At 64.3% G+C, this 23,838-nt stretch carries 23 protein-coding genes, 1 tRNA gene and 1 pseudogene; 14 read left to right on the forward strand and 11 right to left on the reverse strand.

Translation table 11 applies throughout. The features are described from left to right. Nucleotides 1-132: 132 nt before the first annotated feature. Together carB and CWO91_RS08080 are read right to left on the reverse strand one after the other, a co-directional pair. Entirely contained in the window at nt 133-3,597 is a 3,465-nt protein-coding gene (gene carB / locus CWO91_RS08075; protein ID WP_130212989.1) for a carbamoyl-phosphate synthase large subunit, read from the reverse strand. A gap of 141 nt (nt 3,598-3,738) precedes the next feature. Further along, nucleotides 3,739-4,908 (reverse strand): MFS transporter, encoded by a 1,170-nt coding sequence (locus CWO91_RS08080; protein ID WP_130212990.1) that lies wholly within the window; start codon nt 4,906-4,908, stop codon nt 3,739-3,741. A gap of 109 nt (nt 4,909-5,017) precedes the next feature. Here CWO91_RS08080 and CWO91_RS08085 point away from each other — a divergent pair, with 109 nt between their 5' ends. Continuing rightward, the gene (locus CWO91_RS08085; RefSeq protein WP_130212991.1) at nt 5,018-5,395 is read left to right on the forward strand and encodes an ArsR/SmtB family transcription factor; all 378 of its coding nucleotides are present in this window, start codon (nt 5,018-5,020) and stop codon (nt 5,393-5,395) included. A 148-nt stretch (nt 5,396-5,543) separates the two neighbouring features. On the opposite strand, the gene CWO91_RS42795 is transcribed toward CWO91_RS08085, so the two are convergent. Both CWO91_RS42795 and CWO91_RS08090 read right to left on the reverse strand, forming a co-directional pair. Further along, nucleotides 5,544-5,619: transfer RNA gene (locus tag CWO91_RS42795), tRNA-OTHER, on the reverse strand. 54 nt (nt 5,620-5,673) lie between these two features. Continuing rightward, nucleotides 5,674-6,375 (reverse strand): class I SAM-dependent methyltransferase, encoded by a 702-nt coding sequence (locus CWO91_RS08090; RefSeq protein WP_130212992.1) that lies wholly within the window; start codon nt 6,373-6,375, stop codon nt 5,674-5,676. 114 nt (nt 6,376-6,489) lie between these two features. Between CWO91_RS08090 and CWO91_RS08095 the strand changes: the two are divergent. Beyond that, a pseudogene (locus CWO91_RS08095) lies at nt 6,490-7,013 on the forward strand (Dps family protein). 125 nt (nt 7,014-7,138) lie between these two features. On the opposite strand, the gene CWO91_RS08100 reads toward CWO91_RS08095, so the two are convergent. Both CWO91_RS08100 and carA read right to left on the reverse strand, forming a co-directional pair. Beyond that, nucleotides 7,139-7,660: a cupin domain-containing protein gene (locus tag CWO91_RS08100; protein ID WP_130212993.1), complete on the reverse strand. Its 522-nt coding sequence runs from the start codon at nt 7,658-7,660 to the stop codon at nt 7,139-7,141. Between the two features lie 225 nt (nt 7,661-7,885). Next, nucleotides 7,886-9,076: a glutamine-hydrolyzing carbamoyl-phosphate synthase small subunit gene (gene carA, locus CWO91_RS08105; protein ID WP_130212994.1), complete on the reverse strand. Its 1,191-nt coding sequence runs from the start codon at nt 9,074-9,076 to the stop codon at nt 7,886-7,888. Between the two features lie 226 nt (nt 9,077-9,302). Between carA and CWO91_RS08110 the strand changes: the two genes are divergently transcribed. The 6 genes from CWO91_RS08110 (at nt 9,303) to CWO91_RS08135 (ending at nt 13,942) form a co-directional block, all read left to right on the forward strand. Next, nucleotides 9,303-9,758 carry a GatB/YqeY domain-containing protein gene (locus CWO91_RS08110; protein ID WP_130212995.1) on the forward strand — a complete coding sequence of 152 codons (456 nt, stop codon included), beginning with the start codon at nt 9,303-9,305 and terminating at the stop codon, nt 9,756-9,758. Nucleotides 9,759-10,059: 301 nt separating this feature from the next. Continuing rightward, nucleotides 10,060-11,670: an acyl-CoA synthetase gene (locus CWO91_RS08115; protein WP_130212996.1), complete on the forward strand. Its 1,611-nt coding sequence runs from the start codon at nt 10,060-10,062 to the stop codon at nt 11,668-11,670. 9 nt (nt 11,671-11,679) lie between these two features. Next, a complete protein-coding gene (locus CWO91_RS08120; protein ID WP_130212997.1) occupies nt 11,680-12,147 on the forward strand; it encodes a MarR family winged helix-turn-helix transcriptional regulator in 468 nt (155 codons plus the stop codon). A 132-nt stretch (nt 12,148-12,279) separates the two neighbouring features. Continuing rightward, entirely contained in the window at nt 12,280-12,597 is a 318-nt protein-coding gene (locus tag CWO91_RS08125) for a hypothetical protein (RefSeq protein WP_245471163.1), read from the forward strand. Nucleotides 12,598-12,599: 2 nt separating this feature from the next. After that, nucleotides 12,600-13,043, forward strand: coding sequence for a hypothetical protein (locus tag CWO91_RS08130; RefSeq protein ID WP_130212998.1), 444 nt, complete (start codon nt 12,600-12,602; stop codon nt 13,041-13,043). 125 nt (nt 13,044-13,168) lie between these two features. Further along, nucleotides 13,169-13,942, forward strand: coding sequence for a DUF2189 domain-containing protein (locus CWO91_RS08135; RefSeq protein ID WP_130212999.1), 774 nt, complete (start codon nt 13,169-13,171; stop codon nt 13,940-13,942). 157 nt (nt 13,943-14,099) lie between these two features. Here the strand turns inward: CWO91_RS08135 and CWO91_RS08140 are convergent, their stop codons facing one another. From CWO91_RS08140 to CWO91_RS08150, 3 genes are read right to left on the reverse strand one after another with little or no spacing between them, the layout of a single operon-like run. Continuing rightward, nucleotides 14,100-14,612 (reverse strand): SRPBCC family protein, encoded by a 513-nt coding sequence (locus CWO91_RS08140; RefSeq protein ID WP_130213000.1) that lies wholly within the window; start codon nt 14,610-14,612, stop codon nt 14,100-14,102. Continuing rightward, on the reverse strand, nt 14,609-15,079 hold the full coding sequence (locus CWO91_RS08145; protein ID WP_130213001.1) for an SRPBCC family protein: 471 nt from the start codon (nt 15,077-15,079) through the stop codon (nt 14,609-14,611). The genes CWO91_RS08140 and CWO91_RS08145 overlap by 4 nt, the downstream gene beginning before the upstream one ends. Beyond that, nucleotides 15,072-15,386 carry an ArsR/SmtB family transcription factor gene (locus CWO91_RS08150; protein WP_091898771.1) on the reverse strand — a complete coding sequence of 105 codons (315 nt, stop codon included), beginning with the start codon at nt 15,384-15,386 and terminating at the stop codon, nt 15,072-15,074. The genes CWO91_RS08145 and CWO91_RS08150 overlap by 8 nt, the downstream gene beginning before the upstream one ends. A 129-nt stretch (nt 15,387-15,515) precedes the next feature. Between CWO91_RS08150 and CWO91_RS08155 the strand changes: the two genes are divergently transcribed. The 3 genes from CWO91_RS08155 to CWO91_RS08165 all read left to right on the forward strand — a co-directional run bounded on the left by CWO91_RS08155 (nt 15,516) and on the right by CWO91_RS08165 (nt 18,332). Then, a complete protein-coding gene (locus tag CWO91_RS08155; protein ID WP_130213002.1) occupies nt 15,516-16,964 on the forward strand; it encodes an LVIVD repeat-containing protein in 1,449 nt (482 codons plus the stop codon). Nucleotides 16,965-16,966: 2 nt separating this feature from the next. Beyond that, nucleotides 16,967-17,506 carry a hypothetical protein gene (locus tag CWO91_RS08160; RefSeq protein ID WP_130213003.1) on the forward strand — a complete coding sequence of 180 codons (540 nt, stop codon included), beginning with the start codon at nt 16,967-16,969 and terminating at the stop codon, nt 17,504-17,506. A 205-nt stretch (nt 17,507-17,711) separates the two neighbouring features. Beyond that, the gene (locus tag CWO91_RS08165; protein ID WP_208752997.1) at nt 17,712-18,332 is read left to right on the forward strand and encodes a LysE family translocator; all 621 of its coding nucleotides are present in this window, start codon (nt 17,712-17,714) and stop codon (nt 18,330-18,332) included. A 3-nt stretch (nt 18,333-18,335) separates the two neighbouring features. On the opposite strand, the gene CWO91_RS08170 is transcribed toward CWO91_RS08165, so the two are convergent. Next, nucleotides 18,336-19,139 (reverse strand): N-formylglutamate amidohydrolase, encoded by an 804-nt coding sequence (locus CWO91_RS08170; RefSeq protein WP_130213004.1) that lies wholly within the window; start codon nt 19,137-19,139, stop codon nt 18,336-18,338. A 290-nt stretch (nt 19,140-19,429) separates the two neighbouring features. Between CWO91_RS08170 and CWO91_RS08175 the strand changes: the two genes are divergently transcribed. After that, nucleotides 19,430-19,828, forward strand: coding sequence for a gamma-glutamylcyclotransferase family protein (locus tag CWO91_RS08175; protein WP_130213012.1), 399 nt, complete (start codon nt 19,430-19,432; stop codon nt 19,826-19,828). On the opposite strand, the gene CWO91_RS08180 is transcribed toward CWO91_RS08175, so the two are convergent. Further along, nucleotides 19,825-20,388 (reverse strand): chlorite dismutase family protein, encoded by a 564-nt coding sequence (locus CWO91_RS08180; RefSeq protein WP_130213005.1) that lies wholly within the window; start codon nt 20,386-20,388, stop codon nt 19,825-19,827. The two genes, CWO91_RS08175 and CWO91_RS08180, sit on opposite strands and share 4 nt — an antisense overlap. Nucleotides 20,389-20,667: 279 nt before the next feature. Between CWO91_RS08180 and dnaG the strand changes: the two genes are divergently transcribed. Then, nucleotides 20,668-22,677, forward strand: coding sequence for a DNA primase (gene dnaG, locus CWO91_RS08185; RefSeq protein WP_130213006.1), 2,010 nt, complete (start codon nt 20,668-20,670; stop codon nt 22,675-22,677). Between the two features lie 374 nt (nt 22,678-23,051). After that, on the forward strand, nt 23,052-23,838 hold a 787-nt coding region (locus CWO91_RS08190; RefSeq protein WP_283810938.1), incomplete at its 3' end, for an RNA polymerase sigma factor region1.1 domain-containing protein.

Genomic DNA, 23,838 nt, shown 5'->3' on the forward strand with positions numbered 1-23,838 from the left:
CGTTGACAGATATGGGCTTAGCGTCGGAACAGAACACCCACATGGCCGGACAGTTCCTCCGGCCATTGTGGCTTCATCGCCAATCACTTAGCGGAAAGCTTGAGCCCTCGAGGCTTGGCCCCCCGCTAGCGATCAGGTTTCCGAAAAGTAGCTCTGCAGGGTACGAACCTCAAGGTCCCCGCCCAGATAGGCGCGGATGCCCTGCGCGGCCGCCACGGCCCCGGAAAGAGTGGTGTAATACGGCACTTTATGCAAGAGGGCCGCGCGCCGCAGCGAGCGGCTGTCGGCGAGCGCCTGCGGGCCTTCGGTGGTGTTTAAGACGAGCTGGACGTCGCCATTGGTGATGGCGTCGACGATGTGCGGCCGGCCCTCCAGCACCTTGTTTACCTTCTCGGTCGGGATGCCCTGATCGGTCAGGAAGCGCTGAGTGCCCGACGTCGCCAGCACCTTGAAGCCGAGCGAATGCAACTCGCGAACGGCATCGGCGATCCGCGTCTTGTCGCTCTCGCGAACCGAGACGAACACCGTGCCCTTGCGCGGCACCCGCGTGCCGCCGCCGAGCTGGCTCTTGGCGAACGCCACCGCAAACGAGCGGTCGATGCCCATCACTTCGCCGGTCGAGCGCATCTCGGGGCCGAGCACCGTATCGACGCCGGGGAAGCGCGCGAACGGGAAGACCGATTCCTTGACGCCGACGTGCTTGAGCTCTGCCTTCTTCAGCTTGAAGTCGGCGAGCCTCTCACCGGCCATGATGCGCGCGGCGATCTTTGCCACCGGCGTGCCAATCACCTTGGCGACGAACGGCACCGTGCGCGAGGCGCGCGGATTGACTTCGAGCACGTAGATTTCGCCGTCCTTGATGGCGTATTGCACGTTCATCAGGCCGACCACGTCGAGGCCGAGCGCGAGCTCGCGGGTCTGCCGCTCCAGCTCCTCGATCATCCCGGCATCGAGCGAGTGCGGCGGCAGCGAGCAGGCGCTATCGCCGGAATGGATGCCGGCTTCCTCGATGTGCTCCATGATGCCGACGATGAAAGTGTCCTTGCCGTCGCAGAGGCAGTCGACGTCGATTTCGGTCGCATCCGAGAGATAGCGGTCGAACAACAGCGGGTTCTTGCCGAGCACGGTGTTGATCTGCCCGGTCTTGTCGTTGGGATAGCGCGCCTTGACGTCGGCCGGCACCAGCTCCGGCAGCGTGCCGAGCAGATAGTCGTTGAGCTGGTTCTCCTCGCGGATGATCTGCATGGCGCGGCCGCCGAGCACGTAGGACGGGCGCACCACCAGCGGCAGGCCGAGATCGGCGGAGACGAGCCTCGCCTGCTCGACCGAATAGGCGATGCCGTTCTTCGGCTGCTTGAGCCTGAGCTTGTCGAGCACGCGCTTGAAGCGGTCGCGGTCCTCGGCAAGGTCGATCGCGTCCGGCGAGGTGCCGAGGATCGGCACTTCGGCGGCTTCCAGCGCGTGCGCCAGCTTCAGCGGGGTCTGACCGCCGAACTGCACGATCACGCCGTGCAGCGTGCCCTTGCTGCGCTCCTTCGCGATGATCTCCAGCACGTCCTCGGCGGTGAGCGGCTCGAAATAGAGCCGATCGGCCGTGTCGTAGTCGGTCGACACGGTCTCCGGGTTGCAGTTGACCATGATGGATTCGTAGCCGGCGTCATGCAGCGCGAAGCAGGCGTGACAGCAGCAATAGTCGAACTCGATGCCCTGGCCGATGCGGTTCGGCCCGCCGCCGAGGATGATGACCTTCTTCTTGTCAGACGGGGTGCTCTCGTCCGCAGGCGCACCCGCAAACGGCGCCTCGTAGGTCGAATACATATAGGCGGTGGGGGAGGCGAACTCGGCCGCGCAGGTGTCGATGCGCTTATAGACCGGGCGAACGCCGAGCGCGTGGCGCTTCGCCTTGACTTCGGCCTCCGTCGTCTCGGCGAGCACCGCGAGGCGCGCATCGGAGAAGCCCATAGCCTTCAGCGTGCGCATGCCGAAGGCATTGCCCGGCAAGCCGTTCTTGCGAACCTTCTCCTCCATGTCGACGATGCCGCGCATTTCGCCGAGGAACCACGGATCGATCTTGCAGGAGTTGAAGATGTCGTCGTTCGACCAGCCGAGCCGCATGGCCTGGGCGACCTGGAGCAACCGGTTCGGCGTCGGCGTGCCGAGCGCGGCGCGGATCGCGTTCTTGTCGTCGTCGCGGCCGAGCCCTTCGATCTCGATCTCGTCGAGGCCGGTCAATCCGGTCTCGAGCCCGCGCAAGGCCTTCTGAAGACTTTCCTGGAAGGTGCGGCCGATCGCCATGACTTCACCGACCGACTTCATCGAGGTCGTCAGCGTGGTCGAGGCGCCCGGGAATTTCTCGAAGGCGAAGCGCGGCACCTTGGTGACGACGTAATCGATCGTCGGCTCGAACGAAGCCGGCGTGGCACCGCCGGTGATGTCGTTGGCGATCTCGTCGAGGGTGTAGCCGACCGCGAGCTTGGCGGCGACCTTTGCGATCGGAAAGCCGGTGGCCTTGGAGGCCAGTGCGGACGAGCGCGACACGCGCGGATTCATCTCGATGACGACCATGCGGCCATCTTCGGGATTGACGCCGAACTGCACGTTGGAGCCGCCGGTCTCGACCCCGATCTCGCGCAGCACCGCCAGCGAGGCGTCGCGCATGATCTGGTATTCCTTGTCGGTCAACGTCAGCGCCGGCGCCACCGTGACGGAATCGCCGGTGTGCACGCCCATTGGATCGAGGTTCTCGATCGAGCAGACGATGATGCAGTTGTCCTTCTTGTCGCGCACCACTTCCATCTCGTACTCTTTCCAACCGAGCACGGATTCTTCGATCAGCACTTCGTTGGTGGGCGATGCATCAAGGCCGCGTTCGATGATGTCGAGGAATTCTTCCTTGTTATAGGCGATGCCGCCGCCGGTGCCGCCCATCGTGAAGGAGGGACGGATGATCGCGGGCAGGCCGATCTCGGACAGCGCCATCATCGCCTGGCCCAGCGCATATTCCTGATAGCGCTTGCGGCGGTCGCCTTCGCCGAGCGTCCATTGCCGGTCGAGCTCTTCGAGAGCCGCGCCCGACAGCTTCTCGCGTTCGGCGTGGTATTTGTCGCGGAACGACTTCTTCAGTTCGGACGCGTTGGCGAGCCGTGACTTCGGTGTCTGCAGCCCGATCTTCTCCATGGCGTTGCGGAAGAGCTGGCGGTCCTCGGCCTTGTCGATCGCGTCAGCGGTGGCGCCGATCATCTCGACGTCGAACTTCTCCAGCGTGCCCTGCCGGCGTAGCGACAGCGCGCAGTTCAGCGCGGTCTGGCCGCCCATGGTCGGCAACAGCGCGAAGCCACCGGGAATGACGTGGCGTTCCTTCTCGATGATCTTGGCGACGATCTCGGGCGTGATCGGCTCGATATAAGTCGCATCGGCCAACTCCGGGTCGGTCATGATGGTGGCCGGGTTGGAATTGACGAGGACGATGCGATAGCCCTCTTCCTTCAGTGTCTTCACCGCCTGTGTGCCCGAATAGTCGAACTCGCAGGCCTGGCCGATCACGATGGGACCGGCGCCGATGATGAGGATGGTCGAGATGTCGGTTCGTTTAGGCATCACCGCTCGCGGGCTGGATTTTGGGCACAAAAAAAGGGCGCGCTTGCCGCGCGTCCCCTTGTGCGAGAGCGCGGGGTCTCCCTCGCGCGCGGGTGGGTCTTAGACCAGTTTTCGGGGCGGCGAAACCCCGAAAAACGCCCATCAACCGGCAATTTTGACCGGTTTTGGCCGCGCCTGCCAGCCGCGGGCGAGGTGCACCAGAAGCGAGGCCGCAACGCTCGATCCGCCGATCCAGCCGAGGTCGTTTGACGAGAGGGTGGCCAGCACCGCGCCGCCCAGCGCGCCGCCGATGGCGAAGCCGAGATACATCGCCGAGGCGTTGAGCGAGAGCGCGATCATCGAGGCCTGCGGCTCGATCCGGATGATGCTGGCGATCTGGGCCGGATAGAACGCCCAGCCCGAGAGGCCCCAGAGAAAGATCGCGCCCAGCACAGCATAATGCGCCTGTCCCGGCATCAGCTTCAGGACCAGCGAATGCAGGATCAGCGCGCTCGCCATGCCTGCGAGCCCGAGGGCGGCGGTGGCGAGCGTGCCGAGCCGGTCGGCCAGGACGCCGCCGAGCATGTTGCCGATCGCGGCCGCGCCGCCGAACACCAGCAGCGCCAGGCTGATCTGCGAAGCATCGAAGCCGAGGCCGCGCAGCGGAATCGCGAAATAGGTGAACACGGTGAAGCCACCGAGCGCCCAGAGAATGGTGATCACAAGCGCGACCAGCACGTTGCTGTGACGCGCCACCGCCAGCCGCTCGCTGAGCAAGGCCGTGTTGCGCGGCAGGCCTTTGGGCAGCCCGAGCAGAAGGCCGGCGAGCGCCACCGTGCCGATCAGGGCGACCATCGCAAAGGTCGCACGCCAGCCGAGCAGGCTGCCGACGAGATTGCCCAGGGGAACGCCGATGACGGTCGCGACCGTGAGGCCCGAGGTGACGAGGGCCACCGCACGTCCGCGCCGCTCGGGCGAGGCAACCGCCACGGACACCGCGAGCGCCGTCGGCATGCACAGCCCGGAGCCCAGCGCCATCAGCATGCGCGAGGCCAGCAGCAGGGCGTAGTTGGATGCCACCATCGCGGCGAGGTTGCCGGCGATGAAGATCGTCAGTGCCAGCGCCAGTACGGTGCGGCGGTCGATGTTGTTGAGCATCACCGCCAGGATCGGCGAGCCCACGGCATAGGTGAGGGCATAAGCCGTGACCAGTTGCCCGGCGGCCGAGACCGAAATCGCAAGGTCAGTGGCGATCGCCGGCAAAAGTCCTGCAATGACAAAGCCTTCCGTGCCGATCGCGAAGGCCGCCAAGGCCAGCCAGAACACGCTCATGGGAGAAATCCTTATGTTCAACGTTTATTGAACTATTGGTCGGGCTGGTCCAGTTGTCAATTGGTTCAAGAACTATTGAACATCGCGGCCTTTGCGCTATGGTTGACCCATGAGCCGCACGCCCCTTCACCCGACCCGTGAGCAGATCGAGCTGCCGATGGTCCTGGATTGCCTGAGCGATCCGATCCGATTGGCGATCGTCTATCAGCTCGCGCAGCAAGAACGTGTCAGCAGCGAGCTCTGTTGTGGCGATTTCAGCGGCCTCGGCGGCAAGTCCAACCTCGCCTATCACTTCGCCAAGCTGCGCGAATGCGGGCTGATGCAGACCCGCGTAGCGGGCACCAACCGCTTCATGCGGCTGCGCCGCGAGGATCTGGATGCGCGGTTCCCGGGCCTGCTCGATGCCGTCATCAGCTCCGCCGCCAGGGATGCCGGCCGGCTTCAGCTTCTGTCCGAGTGCGAAGTGGTCGAGACGGTTCGCAGCTGAGCGGAAATGTCCGTACGCTTTCGCGTTGCTCAAGCTACGCCGGACACGCGGGTCTAGCGTGGCTGCGCCACGCCCGTCTTCGCCCTTCGGGCTTCGCCGTGGCAGCCTTCGCTATGAAAGGGCTTGCCTAGCCGAAGCCAGCGAAGGCTGGAGACCCGGCCTGGATTTGAACCAGGATGAAGAGCGTTGCACCGCCCTCGCGTAGACGCTTCCGCCACCGGGCCAGGGCGATCATTACCGATTGCAGTGCGACAAGCTACAACGGCTAATTGTTATGCTTAACGAACCAGTGGTGGCCGCGCGATGAAGGTCATGCGCCAGCGATTGTGGCCGATATTGCTGTGTGCGCGCTGGACCACGAATCCGGCCGCGGTCAGCTTGGCGGTGATCTCGTCCTCGCTGTAGCGCTGCAGCCCGATGCGCGTGCGAAGATGACGGTAATCCGACAGCGCGGTGCTGATCAGCCCGACCAGCGCGTCTTTCAGGAAGCCGTGCCGCAGGCCGAAGCTGAGCAGCGCCATGACGTCCCTGACCATGCCGACATTGGGCTGGAGGATATCGCCGAGCACGAGCCTACCGGAGGGTTTCAGGACCCGGCGGATGTTGAGGAGGGCGGCATCGAGCTCCTCCGGCGTCATGTATTGCGCGACCGAGTTCATCACGACGAGATCGACCGACTGGTCCTGCATCTTGCGGACGTCGTCGAGCGAGCGGACGCGGATCTTGGTGTTCGGGGCGAACCGCGCGATCAGTCGGCCGCGCACCCCGGGCGCGGGCTCCGCCAGGATCAGCTTGCCGCAGGCGGATGCCACCTGGTTCGCCGACAGCGCCTCGCCGCAGGCATAGTCCAGCACCACCGCCTCTGGCGAGGGGACATAGCCGATAATGTCCCGCGCAATGATCTGGAAGTGCAAGTCGCGATGCAGCTTGCTGACATAGATCGTATGCGTGGAGTCGTAATAATCGATCCAATCGTCCATGATACTCGAAGGTCCCGGCCAAACGGTTCCGCTCAAAGGAACCGGCGCTGCCCGCCTTGCGTTAGGGGTGCGACGGCGCGCGTCAATGTCCGCGTCCTAACAGGAAGGTCTCCCGTGAGCAAAACCAACAACAAGGTCTCGCCCGATCTCGACACCCCCACCGATCTGTCGCCCGATGGGGTCAGGAAGGTCTCGGAGGCGCTCAACGTGCTTCTGGCCGACGCGTTCGCGCTGTATCTGAAGACCAAGAATTTCCACTGGCACATCAGCGGCCGGCATTTCCGCGATTACCATTGCTGCTCGACGAGCAGTCCGACCAGATCTTCGCCACCACCGACCAACTCGCCGAGCGCGTCCGCAAGATCGGCGGCACCACGCTGAAGTCGATCGGCCAGGTCGCAAAGCTCCAGACCATCAAGGACAACAACGAGGACTACGTCCCGCCGCGCGAGATGCTGCGCGAGCTGATGCAGGACAACAAGCATGTCGCCGCCGCGATGCGCAAGGCACACGACGTTTGCGACGAAGCGGGCGATGTCGCCAGCGCCAGCATCCTCGAAGTCTTCATCGACGAGACGGAACGCCGTACCTGGTTCCTGTTCGAAGCGACACGGCAGGAGGGCAGCAACGCGGCGTAGGGGACGCAACTGCCGTAGGGTGGGCAAAGGCGCGCCATTGCGCGCCGTGCCCACCATCCATCCTTACGGTCGATGTGTTTGGTGGGCACGCTACGCTTTGCCCACCCTACGGCACCGCGCTTTGGCTACCGCCACAGCCGCATCAACGCGCCATCCTTGCCTGTCACGGGATCAGCCGGCGGCAGCGCCACGTTCGGAATCGTCTTCAGCGCCTTGGCGTGGTTCTCCGGTGTGGCGCGTGTGATCTCCATCTTCGCGCCCGGCGGATAGGCGCCGATCACGCAGAAATCGTCGCTCGCCTTGATGCATTGGTGGCCGGTACCGGCCGGCAGGATCGCGACGTCGCCGGCCTTGATCTGAAGCTCCTGGCCATGATCGCCGCCGAAGCGGACGCGAGCGCTGCCGTGCGCAACGCCGAGCACCTCATGCACGGTCGAATGATAGTGCAGATAGTCATAGACGCCGTTGCGCCACGTGCCGCCCCAGCCGTTCGCTTCGAACAGCTCTTCGATGGTCTCCTCCGGATGCTTCGGATCGAGCCTTACCGCCCCTTGGTAGACCAGGAACGGGAGGATGTTGTTCGGCACGAGCCCGTCATCCTCGAACACGATGGCGAGCGGCTCGGCCTTGTCGCGGACGACGGACATGGCGGGGCTCCGGCGTGAGCGTAGCAGGGATCAACGAGGTGCGTGAACGCGTGTTCCTCCGTCATTCCGGGGCGACGCGAAGCGTCGAGCCCGGAATCCATCGTCCAGCAGAAACCGCCGCCTGATGGATTCCGGGCTCGCGCTCCGCGCGCCCCGGAATGACGAGAAAGCCCGGGGTGAGCCCGGGCTTTTGTCGTGGGAGTGCTTGTGCGGGAGAGGCGCCCCTTACGCGCTCTTCTTCTGTCGCATCAGCTCCGCGAAGCGCTGGAACAGATAGTGCGAGTCGCGCGGGCCGGGCGAAGCCTCGGGGTGGTACTGCACCGAGAACACCGGCTTGCCGTCGAGCTGGATGCCGCAATTCGAGCCGTCGAACAGCGAGATGTGGGTCTGCGTCGCGCCCCTTGGCAGGGTCGTCTCGTCCACGGCAAAACCGTGGTTCATCGAGGTGATCTCGACCTTGCCGGTGGTCTCATCCTTGACGGGATGATTGGCGCCGTGATGGCCCTGATGCATCTTCTTGGTCTTGGCGCCGACGGCGAGGCCGAGCATCTGATGGCCGAGGCAAATGCCGAAGGTCGGCGTGCCCGACTTGATCACGTCCCTGATGACGGGCACGGCATATTTACCGGTCGCGGCGGGATCGCCAGGGCCGTTCGACAGAAACACGCCGTCCGGCTTCATCGCCAAAATGTCTTCGGACGCGGTCGTCGCCGGCACCACCGTCACCTTGCAGCCGACGCCGGCGAGCAGGCGCAGGATGTTGCGCTTGATGCCGTAATCGATGGCGACGACGTTGAACTCCGGCTCGTCCTGGCGGCCAAAACCCTTGTCCCACAGCCAGGGCGTCTCGTCCCAGGTGAAGCGCTGGCCGGAGGTGACCATCGGCACGAGGTCCATGCCTTCGAGGCCCGGCCATTCGCGCGCCTCTTCCTTGAGGCCATGCAGGTCGAACTCGCCGGTCCTGGAATGCGCGATCACGGCGTTGGGCATGCCCTTCGAGCGGATCAGCGCGGTCAGCGCGCGCGTGTCGATGCCGGAAAGGCCGATGATGCCGCGGGCCCTCAGCCACTGGTCAAGATGCTTGGTGGCGCGGTAGTTCGAGGGATCGGTGATCGCGGTGCGCAGGATCACGCCGCGCGCCCCGGGCGTTGCCGCCATGTTCACCGTCTCGATGTCGTCCTCGTTGGTGCCGACATTGCCGATATGCGGGAAGGTGAAGGTGATGAGCTGGCCGGCATAGGAGGGATCGGTCAAAATCTCCTCGTAGCCGGTCATCGCGGTGTTGAAGCAGACTTCACCGACGGCGTGGCCTTCGGCGCCGAGACCAAAGCCTTCGAGCACCGTGCCATCGGCAAGCACGAGGAGCGCGGTCGGTTTGTGGTCCGGCCAGGCGGGATCGTTGTCATGTTGTGTCATGAGCGCGTTTCATAATCTGCGCAAACGCCGCCGTCAAAGCGGGAGAGGCCGGATTCACATGCGTTTTTGCATATTTGCCGGGCGGCTTCAGGCACTTAAGCCGGAACTGGCAATTTTGAGCCATTTCGAGCCTCGGCAAGGAAACAATGCACCGGCGCCCGGTCCGGTATGGCCTCTTGCCCACGAACGGCTTAGATCAGGCGCGACAGATTGAGAGGATCCGACCATGCTGCGCGACGACATCAACAATGCGGTCAAGGAGGCCATGAAGGCCAAGGACGAGCGCAAGCTGTCCACGCTGCGCATGGTCAACTCGACCATCAAGAATGCCGACATCGACGCTCGCGGCAGCGGCAAGCCGCCGCTGTCGGACGCCGACATCCTCGCCGTGCTCCAGAAGATGATCAAGCAGCGCCAGGAGGCGGTCGAGCTCTACGACAAGGGCGGCCGCGCCGAGCTCGCCGCCCAGGAGCGCGAGGAGATCGCGGTGATCTCGGCATACCTGCCGAAGCAGATGTCGGACGACGAGGTGAAGAAGGCGATCGCGGATGCGATCACTGAAACGGGCGCGGCCGGCATGAAGGACATGGGCAAGGTGATCGCAGTGTTGCGGGCGAAGTATGCCGGACAGATGGATTTCGGCAAGGCGTCCGGCCTGGTGAAGGCCGCACTGTCGGGCTAGCTCGTTCTTCCCCTCTTCCCTTTGTGGGAGAGGGTGCCATAGGCAGCCTTCGGCCGTTGTCTCTTGAGAACGCCGATGCTTTGCATCGGCTATGGCGAAGCGGCGAGACGGGTGAGGGTCTCTCTCCGCGAGTGAGCCTCTCACATTAGTTCACCAGGATAGAGACCCCTCATCCGGCGCTTCGCGCGTCATGCCCGGGCTTGTCCCGGGCATCCACGGCCTTAAACTGGTGGCAACGAACAAGAACGTGGCTGGCCGGGACAAGCCCGGCCATGACGCCGACCATGGAAACGACCAAACCATGCTGACCGAAGCCGCAACCTACGACGAGCTCTATCGCAATTTCCGCTGGGACATCCCCGCACGCTTCAACATGGCGGAGGCGTGCTGCGATCGTCATGCCGACGGCACCGGCCGGCTCGCGCTGATCTATGTCGATGAGAACGGCGCCACCACGCGCACGTCCTTTGACGAGGTTGCCGAGATGTCGCGCCGCTTCGCCAATGTGCTGAACACGGATGGTCTCGCGCGCGGCGATCGCGTCGCGGTGTTCCTGTCGCAGTCGCTGGAGCTGCCGATCGTGCACATGGCGGCGTTCCGCGCAGGCCTGATCTCGATCCCGCTGTTCGCGCTGTTCGGCGAGGATGCGCTGGAATTCCGCCTGTCGAACTCCGAGGCCAAGGCGATCGTCACGGACGAAGGCGGCTGGGAGAAGCTTGCGAAGATCCGCGATCGCCTGCCCGATCTGAAGGATGTCTATGTCGTCGGCGAGCGCGCACCTGAGGGCACGAAATCATTCTGGGACTCGGTGAAGGCAGCCTCGCCCGACTTCACGCGGGTCGACACCTCCGCCGATGATCCGGCGCTGATCATCTACACCTCAGGCACGACCGGTAACCCCAAGGGCGCCCTGCATGCGCACCGCGTCGTGCTTGGCCATCTGCCGAACGTGGAGATGTGCCACAACTTCCTGCCGCGCCCCAGCGATCTCATGTGGACGCCGGCGGATTGGGCCTGGATCGGCGGCCTCGTCAACGGCCTGCTGGCGTTCTGGTATCACGGCATTCCCCTGGTCGGTCATCGTGCGCGCAAATTCGAGCCGCAGGCGGCGATGCAGATGATGGCGGACCTTGGCGTGCGCAACGTCTTCCTGCCGCCGACCGCGTTGAAGCTGATGCGGCAGGCCGGCGTGAAGCACGCCGGCGTCAAGCTGCGCAGCATTTTTACGGGTGGCGAGTCTCTCGGCGGCGAGCTGCTCGGCTGGGTCCGCGAGACCTTCGGCATCGATGCGCATGAAGTGTTCGGCCAGACCGAGTGCAATCTGGTGATCGGTAGCAACTCGAATCTGTTCCCGATCCGCCCCGGCGCGATGGGCAAGGCGACGCCGGGCTTCGACGTCCGCATCGTCAATGACAAGGGCGAAGAGCAGAAGCGCGGACAGCGCGGCATCATCGGTGTGCGCCAGCCATGTCCCGTCACCATGCTCGAATATTGGCGCAACCCGGAGGCGACGGCGAAGAAATATGCCGGCGAATTCCTGCTCACCGGCGATCTCGGCGTGCAGGATGAGGACGGCTATTTCTGGTATGTCAGCCGCGAGGACGACGTCATCACTACCGCCGGCTATCGCGTCGGTCCCTCCGAGATCGAGCACACGCTGATGAAGCATCCGTCGGTCGCGATGGCAGCGGTGGTCGGCATTCCCGATCCGATCCGCACCGAATCGATCAAGGCCTGGATCGTGCTGCGCCCCGGCTTTACCGGCAGCGACGCGCTTGCGCGAGAAATCCAGGAATTCGTGAAGGTGCAACTCGCCGCTCACGAATATCCCCGCTTCGTCGCGTTCGCAGAGACGCTGCCGATGACCGCCACCGGCAAGGTGCTGCGGCGTGAGCTGCGGGCAAAAGGTTAGCTTCCGACAATGGCAAAGACGTCTCAAGCCGCGGGGCTTCACCGCGCCTCACTGCCGAAGCTGCACGAACTGGATGCGGCCCTGGAGCTGATGTATTACGGTTGGCGCGGCATGACGCTGGAGGCCGACGCATATCTTGCGAAGCAGGGCTTGTCGCGTCCGCACCATCGCATCCTCTACGTCGTGGCGCGCCGGCCCGACATCGCGATCGGGTCGCTGATCGAGATCCTCGGCATTTCCAAGCAAGCCCTCAACCGGCCTCTCAACCTGCTGCTGGAGCGCAAGCTCGTGACGTCGAATCGCTCGCCCGAGCAGCATCGCTCCAAACTGCTGCGCCTCACGGCGGCGGGACAACGCATCGAGCAAAGGGCATCGGACCACGAACGCAAGGTGCTGCGCGAAGCGTTCGACCGCGTCGGGGCGCCGGGTACGGCGGCATGGATGGGCGTCATGGAGGCGATCGCCGACAACAATTGAGCACAGTCTCAAGTCAATATAGTTGACATGATGTGCGGACTTTGCCACTTTCCCGGCCAACGAGCCAGGGAGGGCGCCGGTCATGGGTGCACGGGCAATGAATCGCGCGACCGTCGAACGCTTTGTCGCGGCATGGTGCGCGAGCTGGTGCAGGGTCGATATCGATGCGGTCGTCGCGCATTTTGCCGACAATGCGCAGATGCGCAGTCCGCTTGCTCTCACGCTGACGGGTTCTCCGGTCGTCACGGGCACGAGAACATCCGCGCCTATTGGCGGAAGGCCTATGGCCACATCGAGAGCGCCGACCTGAAGATCCTGGGCTGGAGCTGGGATGAGGCGATCGCGCGATTGACCGTGTGGTGGCAGCTGGGCGACACCCGCGCCAGCGAGTTCATGGACTTCGACGATGCGGGCCGTGTGGTGCGCAGCGAAGCCTTTTACGGAAAATAGTCATGCGCTTTTCGGATATCGTTCTGCTCCTCAACACGCTCTGGTTCGTCGGCGCCTTCATCCAGTTCAGCATCGCCCAGCGCAACACGCTGAAGATCCTGCTGCCGCGGGAAGAGCGCAGCAACCCGATCGCGCCGACGTTGGCGGCTAGCGTGGCGTTCCTCGGCGGGATGAATCTACCGATCGGACTCCTGTCTTTCTATCTTCTGGCCGCGCATCCGTCCTTCTTCCAACCGGTCGAGGCGCAGCTTGCGCTGTTCCTGTTCTTCGCCGCCTGCCATTTCAGCCAGTTCGCCTACAATCTTCCGGTGCTGATGCGCGGCGGACGCGTCGGGGTGGCTTACTGGCCCGTGCTGAAGGGCCCGATGCTCAGGATCTTCGTCATCGACGCGGCTCTGTTCGTGGCCAATCTCGGTGTGGCGCTGCTGCTCACGTCGCGCGCCTGAACAAGCGCCACGTTTCCGGTGGCACATGGCGGTATCTGCCGACCGCCAACTCTTCTGTGCAAGGATCGCAGGAGCGAGCTAACATCAGTCCAACAACGCGCGGCGAAGATCGTGTGAGGGAGCTGATGTCCATCTCGGGCAAGGTTGATCCGGTGGTGCGTCCGGTCGTGGCGACTGACATCGCCGAGGCGCTGGTCGAGGGCCTGCGCGATTTCCAGGCGTTGCCGCTCTACGGGCTTTGCTTCGGCGCGCTCTATGCCGCCGGCGGCATCGTCATCATGCTGTGTCTCACCGCCTTCGGCATGGTCTATCTGGTCTATCCCCTGGCGGCGGGCTTCGCGCTGATCGGGCCGTTCGTCGCGATCGGTCTCTACGAAGTCAGCCGCCGCCGCGAGCGCGGCGAGCCCGTCTCCTTCGGCGCGATCTGGTCTGCCGTGCGCTCGCGCAGCGAAATCGGCTGGATGGCGTTCGTGACGCTGTTCATGTTCGTGATCTGGATGTACCAGGTGCGGCTCTTGATCGCGCTGCTGCTCGGCCTGCACGCCTCGTTCTCGAGCCTTCAGGAATTCATGACGGTGGTGTTGACGACCAACGAGGGCTTGCTGTTCCTCGGCATCGGCAATGCGGTCGGTGCCGTGCTGTCGCTGATCCTGTTCTCGCTGACCGTGGTGTCGTTTCCGCTGCTGCTCGACCGCGACGTCGATTTCGTCACGGCCATGGTGACGAGCGTGCGCGCGGTGGTGACGAGCCCGCTGCCGATGATCTCATGGGCCGCGGTGATCGTGATGCTGCTGATCGTCTCGGCGCTGCCTTATTTTCTCGGCTTGATCGTGACGCTGCCGGTGCTCGGGCATGCGACCTGGCATCTCTATCGGCGGCTTGTGGTGCCGATTCCATAGTCGTCCTGGCGAAAGCCAGGACCCATTACCCCGGGGAGCAGTTTGGCGCGAACTGGTCATGACCAGCCTTCGTCAAACCGGCTTTGGTGGCAATGGGTCCTGGATCTGCGCGCCGCTTCGCGGCACTTGTCCAGGACGACAGCGGAGATTGCCGCAACTACGGCGTCTTGATCCCCATCGCCTTCAGCGCATCGAGCATCCGTTGCGGCGGGCCCAGCTTGACCACCAGCGGCTGCCCGGTCTCGAGCAGGCTCTTGAGGCTGGACAGGATCGCCGGCCAGCCGGAGCGCCCGCCTGCAAGAATGTCATCGCTGAGCGGGCGGTCGTGGCCTTCGCTCATGGTGAGCCTGATAGCATCGCCGACCTGTTCGATCTCGTAGGTGACGAGGGTCGGGCCGAGCTTCTCGATCAGATCGGGCCAGTTCACGTTGAACGTGACCGCGAGCTTTCGCGGCGGGTCGTAGGCGAGAACCTCGCCGCTGATGTGCACGGTGCCGTCAGGCGTGCGCACGGTGAACGCTCCACCAAGGCGCGGCTCGACTTCCACTGCGTTGCCGAAGAAATATTGCCGGCTGAACTCCGCCGAGGTCAGCGCCTCCCACACCTTCTCCGCCGTAGAGGCGATGTAGATGGTGTAGACGGTCAGCGGCTTGAACTGATCGAGGTTCATTTTGCGTCGAATCCCTTGTTGAGCGCGGTACGCGGGATGGCGAGCACTTTGCCTCTTTCCAGGAGGCTCTTGAGCCCGGAGAGGATCGCGGGCCAGCCATTGGAGACGGCGCCGAGATATTTGCCGCCCTCGACGAAGCCGTCATGCAGCACCGTCAAACGCACGAGCGAGCCGAAAGGTTCGAGTGTGAAGACGACGCGTGATATTGGTTCGTCGCGCAGCTCTTCGAACTTCTGGTGTTTGAAGCTGTAGGACAGGCGCCGCGGCGGATCGGCTTCCAGGATTTCGCCGCAATCGGTGACCTCGCCGTCGAGTATGAGCGCGAAGGGTGAGCCGACCTTCCAGTCGGATCTGACCTCGGCGCCGAACCAGTATTGCCGCGTGAACGCGCTGTTGGTCAGCGCCTCCCAAACCTTCTCCGGCGTGGTCTCGATATAGGTGACGTAGACGAACTCCGGCTTACTCATCGCGCTTCTCCAACTGACGTTTCAACTCGCTGAGCGCGGCGAGCTTGCCGCGCTCGAACTTCCTGATCCAGCGTTCGCCGATCTGATGGATCGGCACGGGGTTGAGATAATGCAGCTTCTCGCGGCCATGCCTGATGGTGGTGACGAGGTTGGCTTCCTCCAGAATCGCAAGATGCTTGGTCACGGCCTGACGCGTCATCGCAAGTCCCTCGCAGAGCTCGTTCAGCGTCTGGCCGTTCCGGGCGTGAAGCCTGTCCAAGAGCGAGCGTCGTGACGCATCGGCGAGCGCTTTGAAGACCTCATCCATGGCCGTGATAATAGGCAACCAAATGGTTGCATGTCAAGCGCGGCTTTGAGAAATCGTGTTTTGGTCGCGTGCAATCAGCCGTGCTAGCCTCACGCCTCAGCCAACGCAGATTGGTTCCGGGAGGACTGCATGTTCCGTTGCGTCTTGACTGCTGCCTGCCTCGTCTTTCTTGCCGGCAGCACGGCCGTTCATGCCCAGAAGCAGCAAGTGATCGGCGCGCCGCCGGAAGCCTCCAACATGAAGCTGGTCGGCACCAACGATCTCCAGGCGCGCAGTGCCTATCAGCCGACCATCCATCACCAGGGCGATCGCTGGATCGCTTATATCGGCCATCACGGTGGCACCGACGACGTGCCCGCGCCCGTCAATCCGATGACGGGCAAGGCCGAACCGAACGGAACGTCCATTGTCGACGTCACCGATCCCGCGCATCCAAAATATCTGCGGCATCTGCCGGGGCAGGAAGGCAAGTACGAATCCGGCGGCGCCCAGATGGTGCGGGTCTGCGACGGCAAGGCGTTGCCGAAGGGTGATCCCAACGCTGTCTACATGCTGCGCACCTACGGCAGCGAGGCGCACGAGATCTGGAATGTCACCGACCCCGCCAGCCCTGTGCTCATCACCCGCATCGGCGGTTTGAAGGACACGCATAAGAGCTGGTGGGAATGCGATACCGGCATTGCCTTCCTGGTCTCGGGCGCGCCGGACTGGCGCACGCGGCGGATGACGCATGTCTACGATCTCAGCGATCCCGCGCATCCGCAGAAGATCCGCGACTTCGGCCTGCCCGGGCAGGAGCCCGGTTCGACCGGCGCGGTGCCGACCGAATTGCACGGTCCGATCTCGACCGGGCCCGATGGCAATCGCGTCTATTTCGGCTATGGCACCAACAAGGGCGGCATCCTGCAGATCGTCGATCGCGAAAAGCTCTTGAACGGACCCAAGGAGCCGACGCCCGACAATCTGCGCTATCCCGAGATTTCGCGCATGCCGATGTCCGCCTTCAACGGCGCGCATACCACGTTCCCGATGCTCGATATGCCCATCGCCGAGTTCGCCGAGGACAAGGACGGCAAGACCCGCGACATCGTAATGATCGTGGACGAGGCGATCTTGAACGAATGCGGCGAGGCCCGGCAGATGGTTTGGTTCGCCGACGTCACCACCGAGGCGCGGCCGATGATGATCTCGAGCTACACCGTGCCGGAGGCGAGCGGGCAGTTCTGTCAGCGTGGCGGCCGCTTCGGCTCGCATTCCTCCAACGAGAGCATGGCGCCGGTCTATTACAAGAAGATGGCCTTCATCGCCTTCTTCAATGCCGGCGTGCGCGCGCTCGACATCCGCGATCCCTATCACCCCAAGGAGGTCGGCTATTTCATTCCGTCGATCACTGCTGCCACCGACAAGCGCTGCATCCCCATCGAAGGCGGCGAGCGCTGCAAGATCGCGATCCAGACCAACAATGTCGAAACCGACGACCGTGGCTACATCTACATCGTCGATCGCGCCAATACCGGCTTGCATATCCTCGAGCTGACAGGACCGGCGCGCACCGTGGCCGGCCTGCCGAAGAATTGACGATGCGGCGCGCGGCGACGATCGCGACCGTGATGATCGCGTGTGGTGTGTCCGGTGTCGGGGCCTATCAGCTCGCGCCGCCGGTGCAGGACTTCGCGCATTGGCGCGAGATCGCCTGGCCGTTTCCGCGCGATGGTTGGCCGGTGGGCCGTGCATTCCGCTGCGACGGCACCTGCGCCGGCACGGAGCTCTACGTGCGCGCCAAGCGGGGCTTCTGCAATTGCGACCGCGGTGTCGCCGACGATGACGAGGTGGATCGTGTTGCTGACGTCGATCTGATCAGCCCGCGCTTTGCCGCAGTCGCGCCGGGTGAGGAGGTGGGACTTGGCGAGCTACGCGGCCGCGCAAGGCGCTACGATCTCGACATGTATGTTGGCGCTCGTCGCACCGCGATCGGTATCGCCGTCTCGCGCCGCTGCGATCTGCTCGTCGCGGTCGCGCAAGGCGAGGGCGATGCGAACGCCTTGCAGCGCGCGACGCTAGCGTTTCTGGAAACGGAGGAGATGAAGCAATGGATGGTCGCCGCGCTCGATGGAAGGTGATGTTGGTGCGCCCGCTTCCACATTCTCTGCTATCATCCCCCGCGAAGGCGGGGGATCCAGTATTCCAGAGACGCTGGTGGGGATACGGAGAGGCCGCGGCTTACTGGATGCCCCGCCTCCGCGGGGCATGAGGGCTGTGGTTGAGGGCCTTCCGTTTCCGCCTTCGCCATGCATTAATGCGTACAAACCGCAGCGAGTCCTCCCCATGATGTCCATGCAAGCCTACCTCGCCTTCGTCGCCGCCTGCATTGCGCTGGCGCTGCTGCCGGGGCCGATCGTCACCCTCGTCATCGCCAACGGCCTGCGCCACGGCACGCGCGCGGCGCTCACCAACGTTGCCGGCGCGCAAGCGGGTCTCGCCATCGTGATCGGCATCGTCGCGGTTGGCCTGACCTCGCTGATGGCGACCATGGGCTACTGGTTCGACTGGGTGCGCTTTGCCGGCGCCGCTTATCTGGTCTGGCTCGGCATCCGGCTGATCTGGGCGCCGGTCGAGGGCGTCGGCGTCGACGCCCCGCCTCCGCCGCCGCGCGGCGGCTTCTTCCTGCAGGGATTTCTGGTGCTGCTGTCGAACCCGAAAGTGCTGGTGTTCTTCGGCGCCTTCATCCCGCAGTTCATGGACATGAACCAGCCGCACTTTCCGCAAGTCGCGCTGCTGGGTGCCACCTTCATGGTCACGGCGGTCATGACCGACGCGCTCTACGCCATCGCCGCCGGCCGCGCCCGGAAATTCTTCTCGGCGCGCCGCACGCGCATGATGTCGCGCATCTCCGGCGGCTTCATGATCGGCGGTGGCATCTGGCTGGCGCTGACCAGGGCCAAGTGAGGCCTACACCAACAGCTCCGCCTTCAGCTCGACCTCGATCTCGGCAAAGATCCGCGCCAGCCGCTCGGCCCATTGCTGCTGGCCGGACTGGTCGGCGATCAGATCCTGGCGGATCTCGATGCCGGTGTTGACGAGGCCGCGCGCCTCGCCGTGCACGGGAATGGTGTAGTCGGTGTGGTCACTCACCGCATAGGGCTGATTGTCGCCGACGACGAGATCGCTTTCAGCGCGGAGATGTTTCAAGAGCAGCTGCGGCAGGATCGTGTCGCGGTTATACAGGGCGCCGATGTGCCAGGGCCGCGCGACGCCGGCATAGACCGGCGTAAAACTGTGCAGCGACACCAGCACCGTTGGCTGCTTGCCGTGCAGGCGGCGGTTGATCGCGGCGTCGATGCGATGATGATAGGGGACGAAAATCTCGCGGCGCCGCGCCTCGCGCTCCCATTTCGAAATGCCCTCGTTGCGCGGAATCGCGGTGGCTTCGGAAATCACGGGAATCGAGCTCGCAGCGGCGGGCGGGCGGTTGCAATCGATCACGAGCCGCGAATAGCGCTGCGCGATCAGATGCGCGTCGAGCATTTTTGCGAGCCGCTCGGCGACGCCGGCAATGCCGATGTCCCAGGCAATGTGTCGCGTCAGTTCGCTTTCCGCGACGCCGAGATCGCCGAGCGCGCGCGGCAGCACCCGTCCGTAGTGATCCGCGGTGAGCAGGAAGGGCGATGTTCCTCCCGTATTCACCTCATGCACTGGCGCAATGTCGCCCTCGCCGAGGAGCTGATCGGTCGCGTCGGCCGTGTCTAAAGCCATCCTGATTGCCTATGGAAAAAGTCGCCCCGAAAGTCGGACGGAGATCGATATAGATTGGTTCGATTCAAATCACCATGCTTGACAGAGGACGTCGCTGAGAGCGTCATTGCCTACACATCGTCGTCCCGGCGAAGGCCGGGACCCATTACCCCAACTGTTAGTTTGGTCCGGCGCTGGTGCTGTCAGGTTGCCTATTGCTGCGTTCGGTGGCTATGGGTCCTGGCCTTCGCCAGGACGACAACGAATATGCGGCGCTGTCGTTCTGCATCATTGCCAGCTATAGAGCCCCCATGACCTCCGATCGTCTCTTCGTCTACGGCACACTGATGCGCGGCTTCGATCATCCGATGGCGCGGCTGCTCTCGGCGCATGCGGATTTCCTGGGGGAAGCGACCTGCCGCGGCACGCTCGTCCTGGTGAAGCATTATCCGGGATTGCTGCTGTCGGACGCGCCGTCCGACATCGTCCATGGCGAGCTCTTTTACTTGCGGGCGGGCGACGAGCTCCTGCGCGAGCTCGACATGTACGAGGCCTGCGGCGAGGGCTTTCCGGAGCCGACCGAATATCTGCGCAGGCTGATCGACGTGACACTGCCGGACGGGACCATCGAGAAGGCCTGGACCTACATCTACAACTGGCCCGTCGCCGACCTGCCGCGCATCGACTCCGGCCGCTTCCTGGAGCACTAAGCCGACAGCACCTCCTTCACCACGCGCAAATCCACCTCGCGCTCGACGTAAGTCCATTCCTCGGTCCGCCGCAGCATCTCCACCAGCTCTTCGAACAACGCGGCATGAACCGGTGCGAACTCGAACCAGGTGAGGAAATCGAAGGGCCCGCCGAGGTCACGGCAATGATAGAGCTGCCGCGCGATCGCGGGCAGGTAGCGCAGGCTGCTGGCGATGTGGTGCGATCTGTCCTCAAAGATTTTGCGCCGCTCTTCCTGCGTCAGCTCCCACCAGGCTTGCGACTTGCGGATCGGGATCAGCGCTGCGCTGGTTGCCTCGAGCCGGCCGAGGCCGGCCTGCACGGCCACGAGCTGCTGCTTCTCGGGCCGCTCGGTGTAGCGCAAGCTGCTGGCGACGCCGACCAGCCGCCAGGCATTGCGCGAGGGCACCAGCGGCAACGAGACGGCTTCGCTGTCGGTGACCGACAGCGCCGGCACGAAGGGCAGGGGCTCGCCCGTCACGGGCGAAATCGAGGTCACACGCCAGCCCCCGCTCTGGCCGCCTCGAAAGGTCCTGAACATGGGGGTATGGAAGCGTGGAACCGGGCGCGGTTCAAGTGGCTCGTCATTCCGGGGCGCCCGAAGAGGCGAGCCCGGAATCCATCGGGCCACCGAAATGCTGCGAGAAATGGATTCTCAGATGCGCAATTGCGCATCGTAGCTCGCGCTGCGCGCGCCCCGGAATGACAGGGAGGCCTGTGAACAGCGCGGATAAGCCCGACAAACCTAGCCTTTGGCCCAGCCGCACCTATATCCCTAACCCTTCGCCCGACTCACACGGTTTCGCGCTACACACACGCCATGCGCTTCACGCCCCAATTCCTCGACGAGCTTCGTGCCCGGCTTTCGGTCTCCGAAGTCGTGGGCAAGCGCGTCAAGCTCAAGAAGGCGGGGCGGGAGTGGAAGGGGCTGTCGCCGTTTCAGCAGGAGAAGACGCCGTCCTTCTACGTCAACGACCAGAAGGGATTTTACCACGACTTCTCCTCCGGCAAGCACGGCGACATCATCACCTTCGTGATGGAGACCGACGGCCTGCCGTTCGCGGAGGCTGTCGAGCGGCTCGCGGGCATGGCGGGCCTGCCGCTGCCGGCGGTGACGCCGGATGCGGCCCGGTATGAGCAGCGGCGCAAATCGCTGCATGACGTCATGGATCTCGCCACAAAGTATTTTGCGGAAACGCTGGCCTCGCGCGTCGGCGCGAAAGCGCGCGGCTATCTCGCCGATCGCGCCATCTCGCCGGCGACGCAATTGCAGTTCCGCCTCGGCTATGCCTCGCCCGATCGGTTCGCGCTGAAGGAGCATCTCGGCAAGCTCGGCGTCTCCGTCGACGACATGGTCGAGACCGGCCTGCTCGTAGCCGGCGACGACATTCCCGTGCCGTACGACCGCTTCCGCGACCGCGTGATGTTTCCGATCACGGACTTACGCGGCCGCGTCATCGCCTTCGGCGGGCGCGCGCTGGAGAAGGACGTTCCGGCCAAATATCTGAACTCGCCGGAGACGCCGCTCTTCCACAAGGGCGACAATCTCTACAACCACCAGACCGCGCGCGCCGCCTCGCATAATGGCAGCCCCCTGATCGTGGTCGAAGGCTATGTCGACGTCATCGCCATGGTCACCGCGGGCTTTGCGGGCAGCGTCGCGCCGCTCGGCACCGCGCTCACCGAAAGCCAGCTCGCGCTGCTCTGGAAGATGGCGGACGAGCCGATCCTGTGCTTCGACGGCGACCGTGCCGGACAGAAGGCGGCGTATCGCGCCGCCGACCTCGCGCTGCCCTTCCTCGCACCCGGCAAGAGCCTGCGCTTTGCGCTGCTGCCGGAGGGGCAGGACCCTGACGATCTCGTGCGCTCGGGCGGGCGCGGCGCGATCGAGGAGGTGATCGCGGCGGCGCGTCCGCTCGCCGACATGATCTGGTCGCGCGAGCTCGAAGGCGGCAATTTCGCCACGCCCGAGCGCCGCGCCGCGCTGGAGGCGCGCATCAAGGAGCTTTCCAACGGCATCCGCGACGAGATGGTGCGGCGCTATTACCGCGACGACTTCGCCGACCGGCTCCAGCGCGCCTTTGCGCCCGAGGGCGGGCGCGGCGGCTTTGGTGGCCGGGGCAATTTCCGCGGCAATTCCGGCCGGTCCTTCCAGCCCAGGGGCGGGGGAGGCGCGAATCGATTCGGTGGCCAGGGATTTGGTGGAGGCCGCCGCGGCCCGCCCGGTCCCGTGCCGCTGCCCTCCGGCCCCTACCAGGCGGCGAGCCCGCAGCTGGCGGCCAGCCCGATCATGCGCGGCCAGCGCAGCGCCATTTCGCGCCGGGAAGCCCTGATCCTGCAATGCCTGATCAACCACCCCTGGCTGCTGCATGAGCACCTCGAGGAGGTGGCCGCCCTGGAGCTGGCCCATCCCGAAGCCCATAAGCTCAGGGCCGGCATCATCGCCGCCTTTGCCAACGACCATCACCACTCACCGGACCCCGGCGAGCAGGCCGAGAAGATGCGCGGCGATCTCGAAAAGGGCGGATTTTCTCAAACTCTTCAAAGGGTTGAGAACGGTATCACGACCGCGGCGGTGTGGGGCGCCCGCGAGGGCGCGGCGCGGGACGACGTTCTTGCCACATGGCATCAGCTGGTTGCCTTGCATCGGCAATGGCATTCACTACTTAGAGAGCTGAAAGACGCCGAGCTGGCCCTGGGGGAGGACCCCAGCGAGGCTAATTTGGCATGGCTGCGTGACGTCAAGGCTCGGATAGGCGAAGTCGACGGTACCGAGGCCCTGATCGAGGGTTTTGGCGAGCTGTCTGGCCGGCTCCAGAAGAGCATGTGATGAAGAATCATGCGGACGGCCGCGGCCGGAACCGCTAAAAGACTCGCCAAATCCTGGGTTTGGCGGCAAAAACAGGGTTAATCGAGGCTTAACGGTCTTGTAGCACTTTGGCCCAGAGGCGGCCGCAGGCAGAACAGACGCGTCAGGAATGAATCCGCGCGAACACTGTTGGCACTACACCTGCATCCGCTGCGGCAAAGAGGCTCACGAAGCGTTAGGCAAATCCGGCGAGAGAAAGTTGGGGTGGCGAGAGACATGTGCGCCGCCCTTTCCGTGTCGAGAGCTGCCGAAGCGAGAGCGTCGAGCAATAGGTTCATGTGAATTCAGGCAGGCGGGGCGCGCCGTCTGCATTGAAGCGCGTTTAGGAGCAATGGATGGCCACCAAGGCAAAGACGCTGCAGGCGAAGGACAAGGAAAAAGACGACAAGGCAGCGGACGCGCCGGAGAAGGACTCCCAGGACGCGCCCTCGCCCTTGCTCGACCTGTCCGACGCCGCCGTGAAGAAGATGATCAAGCAGGCCAAGAAGCGCGGCTTCGTGACCTTCGATCAGCTCAACGAAGTCTTGCCGTCCGACCAGACCTCGCCCGAACAGATCGAGGACATCATGTCGATGCTCTCGGACATGGGCATCAACGTCACCGAAGCCGACGACACCGAAAGCGAGGACGAGAAGGACGAGGCCGACGACGAGACCGATAACGAGCTCGTCGAGGTCACTCAGAAGGCCGTCACCGAGGTCAAGAAGAGCGAGCCCGGCGAGCGCACCGACGATCCCGTGCGCATGTATCTGCGCGAGATGGGCACGGTCGAGCTGCTCTCCCGCGAAGGTGAAATCGCCATTGCGAAGCGCATCGAGGCCGGCCGCGAAGCGATGATCGCAGGGCTCTGCGAAAGCCCGCTGACCTTCCAGGCCATCATCATCTGGCGCGACGAGCTCAACGAAGGCAAGATCTTCCTCCGCGACATCATCGATCTCGAAGCGACCTATGCCGGCCCCGACGCCAAGGGCGGCATGAACACCGCGATGATCGCCGGCCCCAACGGCGAGAGCGGCGAAGCGTCGACTGAGGGTGGCGACGCCACCGCGTCCACAGCTGCCCCCGCGCATGTCGCCCCGCCCGCTGCTCCCCCGTCGCCCACCCCGTTCCGCGCTGCGCCTG

Origin of the sequence: Bradyrhizobium genosp. SA-3, assembly GCF_004212635.1 — a bacterium.
Taxonomy (GTDB): Bacteria; Pseudomonadota; Alphaproteobacteria; order Rhizobiales; family Xanthobacteraceae; genus Bradyrhizobium.

Excerpts from the sequence above, each read along its gene's own strand:
- CWO91_RS08175 (WP_130213012.1), top strand. The coding sequence starts at position 19,430 with ATGACCTCCGATCGTCTCTTCGTCTACGGCACACTGATGCGCGGCTTC.
- CWO91_RS08080 (WP_130212990.1), bottom strand. The coding sequence starts at position 4,908 with ATGAGCGTGTTCTGGCTGGCCTTGGCGGCCTTCGCGATCGGCACGGAA.
- CWO91_RS08090 (WP_130212992.1), bottom strand. The coding sequence starts at position 6,375 with ATGGACGATTGGATCGATTATTACGACTCCACGCATACGATCTATGTC.
- CWO91_RS08115 (WP_130212996.1), top strand. The coding sequence starts at position 10,060 with ATGCTGACCGAAGCCGCAACCTACGACGAGCTCTATCGCAATTTCCGC.
- CWO91_RS08110 (WP_130212995.1), top strand. The coding sequence starts at position 9,303 with ATGCTGCGCGACGACATCAACAATGCGGTCAAGGAGGCCATGAAGGCC.
- CWO91_RS08155 (WP_130213002.1), top strand. The coding sequence starts at position 15,516 with ATGTTCCGTTGCGTCTTGACTGCTGCCTGCCTCGTCTTTCTTGCCGGC.
- carA (WP_130212994.1), bottom strand. The coding sequence starts at position 9,076 with ATGACACAACATGACAACGATCCCGCCTGGCCGGACCACAAACCGACC.
- CWO91_RS08145 (WP_130213001.1), bottom strand. The coding sequence starts at position 15,079 with ATGAGTAAGCCGGAGTTCGTCTACGTCACCTATATCGAGACCACGCCG.
- carB (WP_130212989.1), bottom strand. The coding sequence starts at position 3,597 with ATGCCTAAACGAACCGACATCTCGACCATCCTCATCATCGGCGCCGGT.
- CWO91_RS08160 (WP_130213003.1), top strand. The coding sequence starts at position 16,967 with ATGCGGCGCGCGGCGACGATCGCGACCGTGATGATCGCGTGTGGTGTG.
- CWO91_RS08100 (WP_130212993.1), bottom strand. The coding sequence starts at position 7,660 with ATGTCCGTCGTCCGCGACAAGGCCGAGCCGCTCGCCATCGTGTTCGAG.
- CWO91_RS08120 (WP_130212997.1), top strand. The coding sequence starts at position 11,680 with ATGGCAAAGACGTCTCAAGCCGCGGGGCTTCACCGCGCCTCACTGCCG.
- CWO91_RS08130 (WP_130212998.1), top strand. The coding sequence starts at position 12,600 with ATGCGCTTTTCGGATATCGTTCTGCTCCTCAACACGCTCTGGTTCGTC.
- CWO91_RS08125 (WP_245471163.1), top strand. The coding sequence starts at position 12,280 with ATGGTGCGCGAGCTGGTGCAGGGTCGATATCGATGCGGTCGTCGCGCA.
- CWO91_RS08150 (WP_091898771.1), bottom strand. The coding sequence starts at position 15,386 with ATGGATGAGGTCTTCAAAGCGCTCGCCGATGCGTCACGACGCTCGCTC.
- CWO91_RS08170 (WP_130213004.1), bottom strand. The coding sequence starts at position 19,139 with ATGGCTTTAGACACGGCCGACGCGACCGATCAGCTCCTCGGCGAGGGC.
- CWO91_RS08085 (WP_130212991.1), top strand. The coding sequence starts at position 5,018 with ATGAGCCGCACGCCCCTTCACCCGACCCGTGAGCAGATCGAGCTGCCG.
- dnaG (WP_130213006.1), top strand. The coding sequence starts at position 20,668 with ATGCGCTTCACGCCCCAATTCCTCGACGAGCTTCGTGCCCGGCTTTCG.
- CWO91_RS08140 (WP_130213000.1), bottom strand. The coding sequence starts at position 14,612 with ATGAACCTCGATCAGTTCAAGCCGCTGACCGTCTACACCATCTACATC.
- CWO91_RS08135 (WP_130212999.1), top strand. The coding sequence starts at position 13,169 with ATGTCCATCTCGGGCAAGGTTGATCCGGTGGTGCGTCCGGTCGTGGCG.
- CWO91_RS08165 (WP_208752997.1), top strand. The coding sequence starts at position 17,712 with ATGATGTCCATGCAAGCCTACCTCGCCTTCGTCGCCGCCTGCATTGCG.
- CWO91_RS08180 (WP_130213005.1), bottom strand. The coding sequence starts at position 20,388 with ATGTTCAGGACCTTTCGAGGCGGCCAGAGCGGGGGCTGGCGTGTGACC.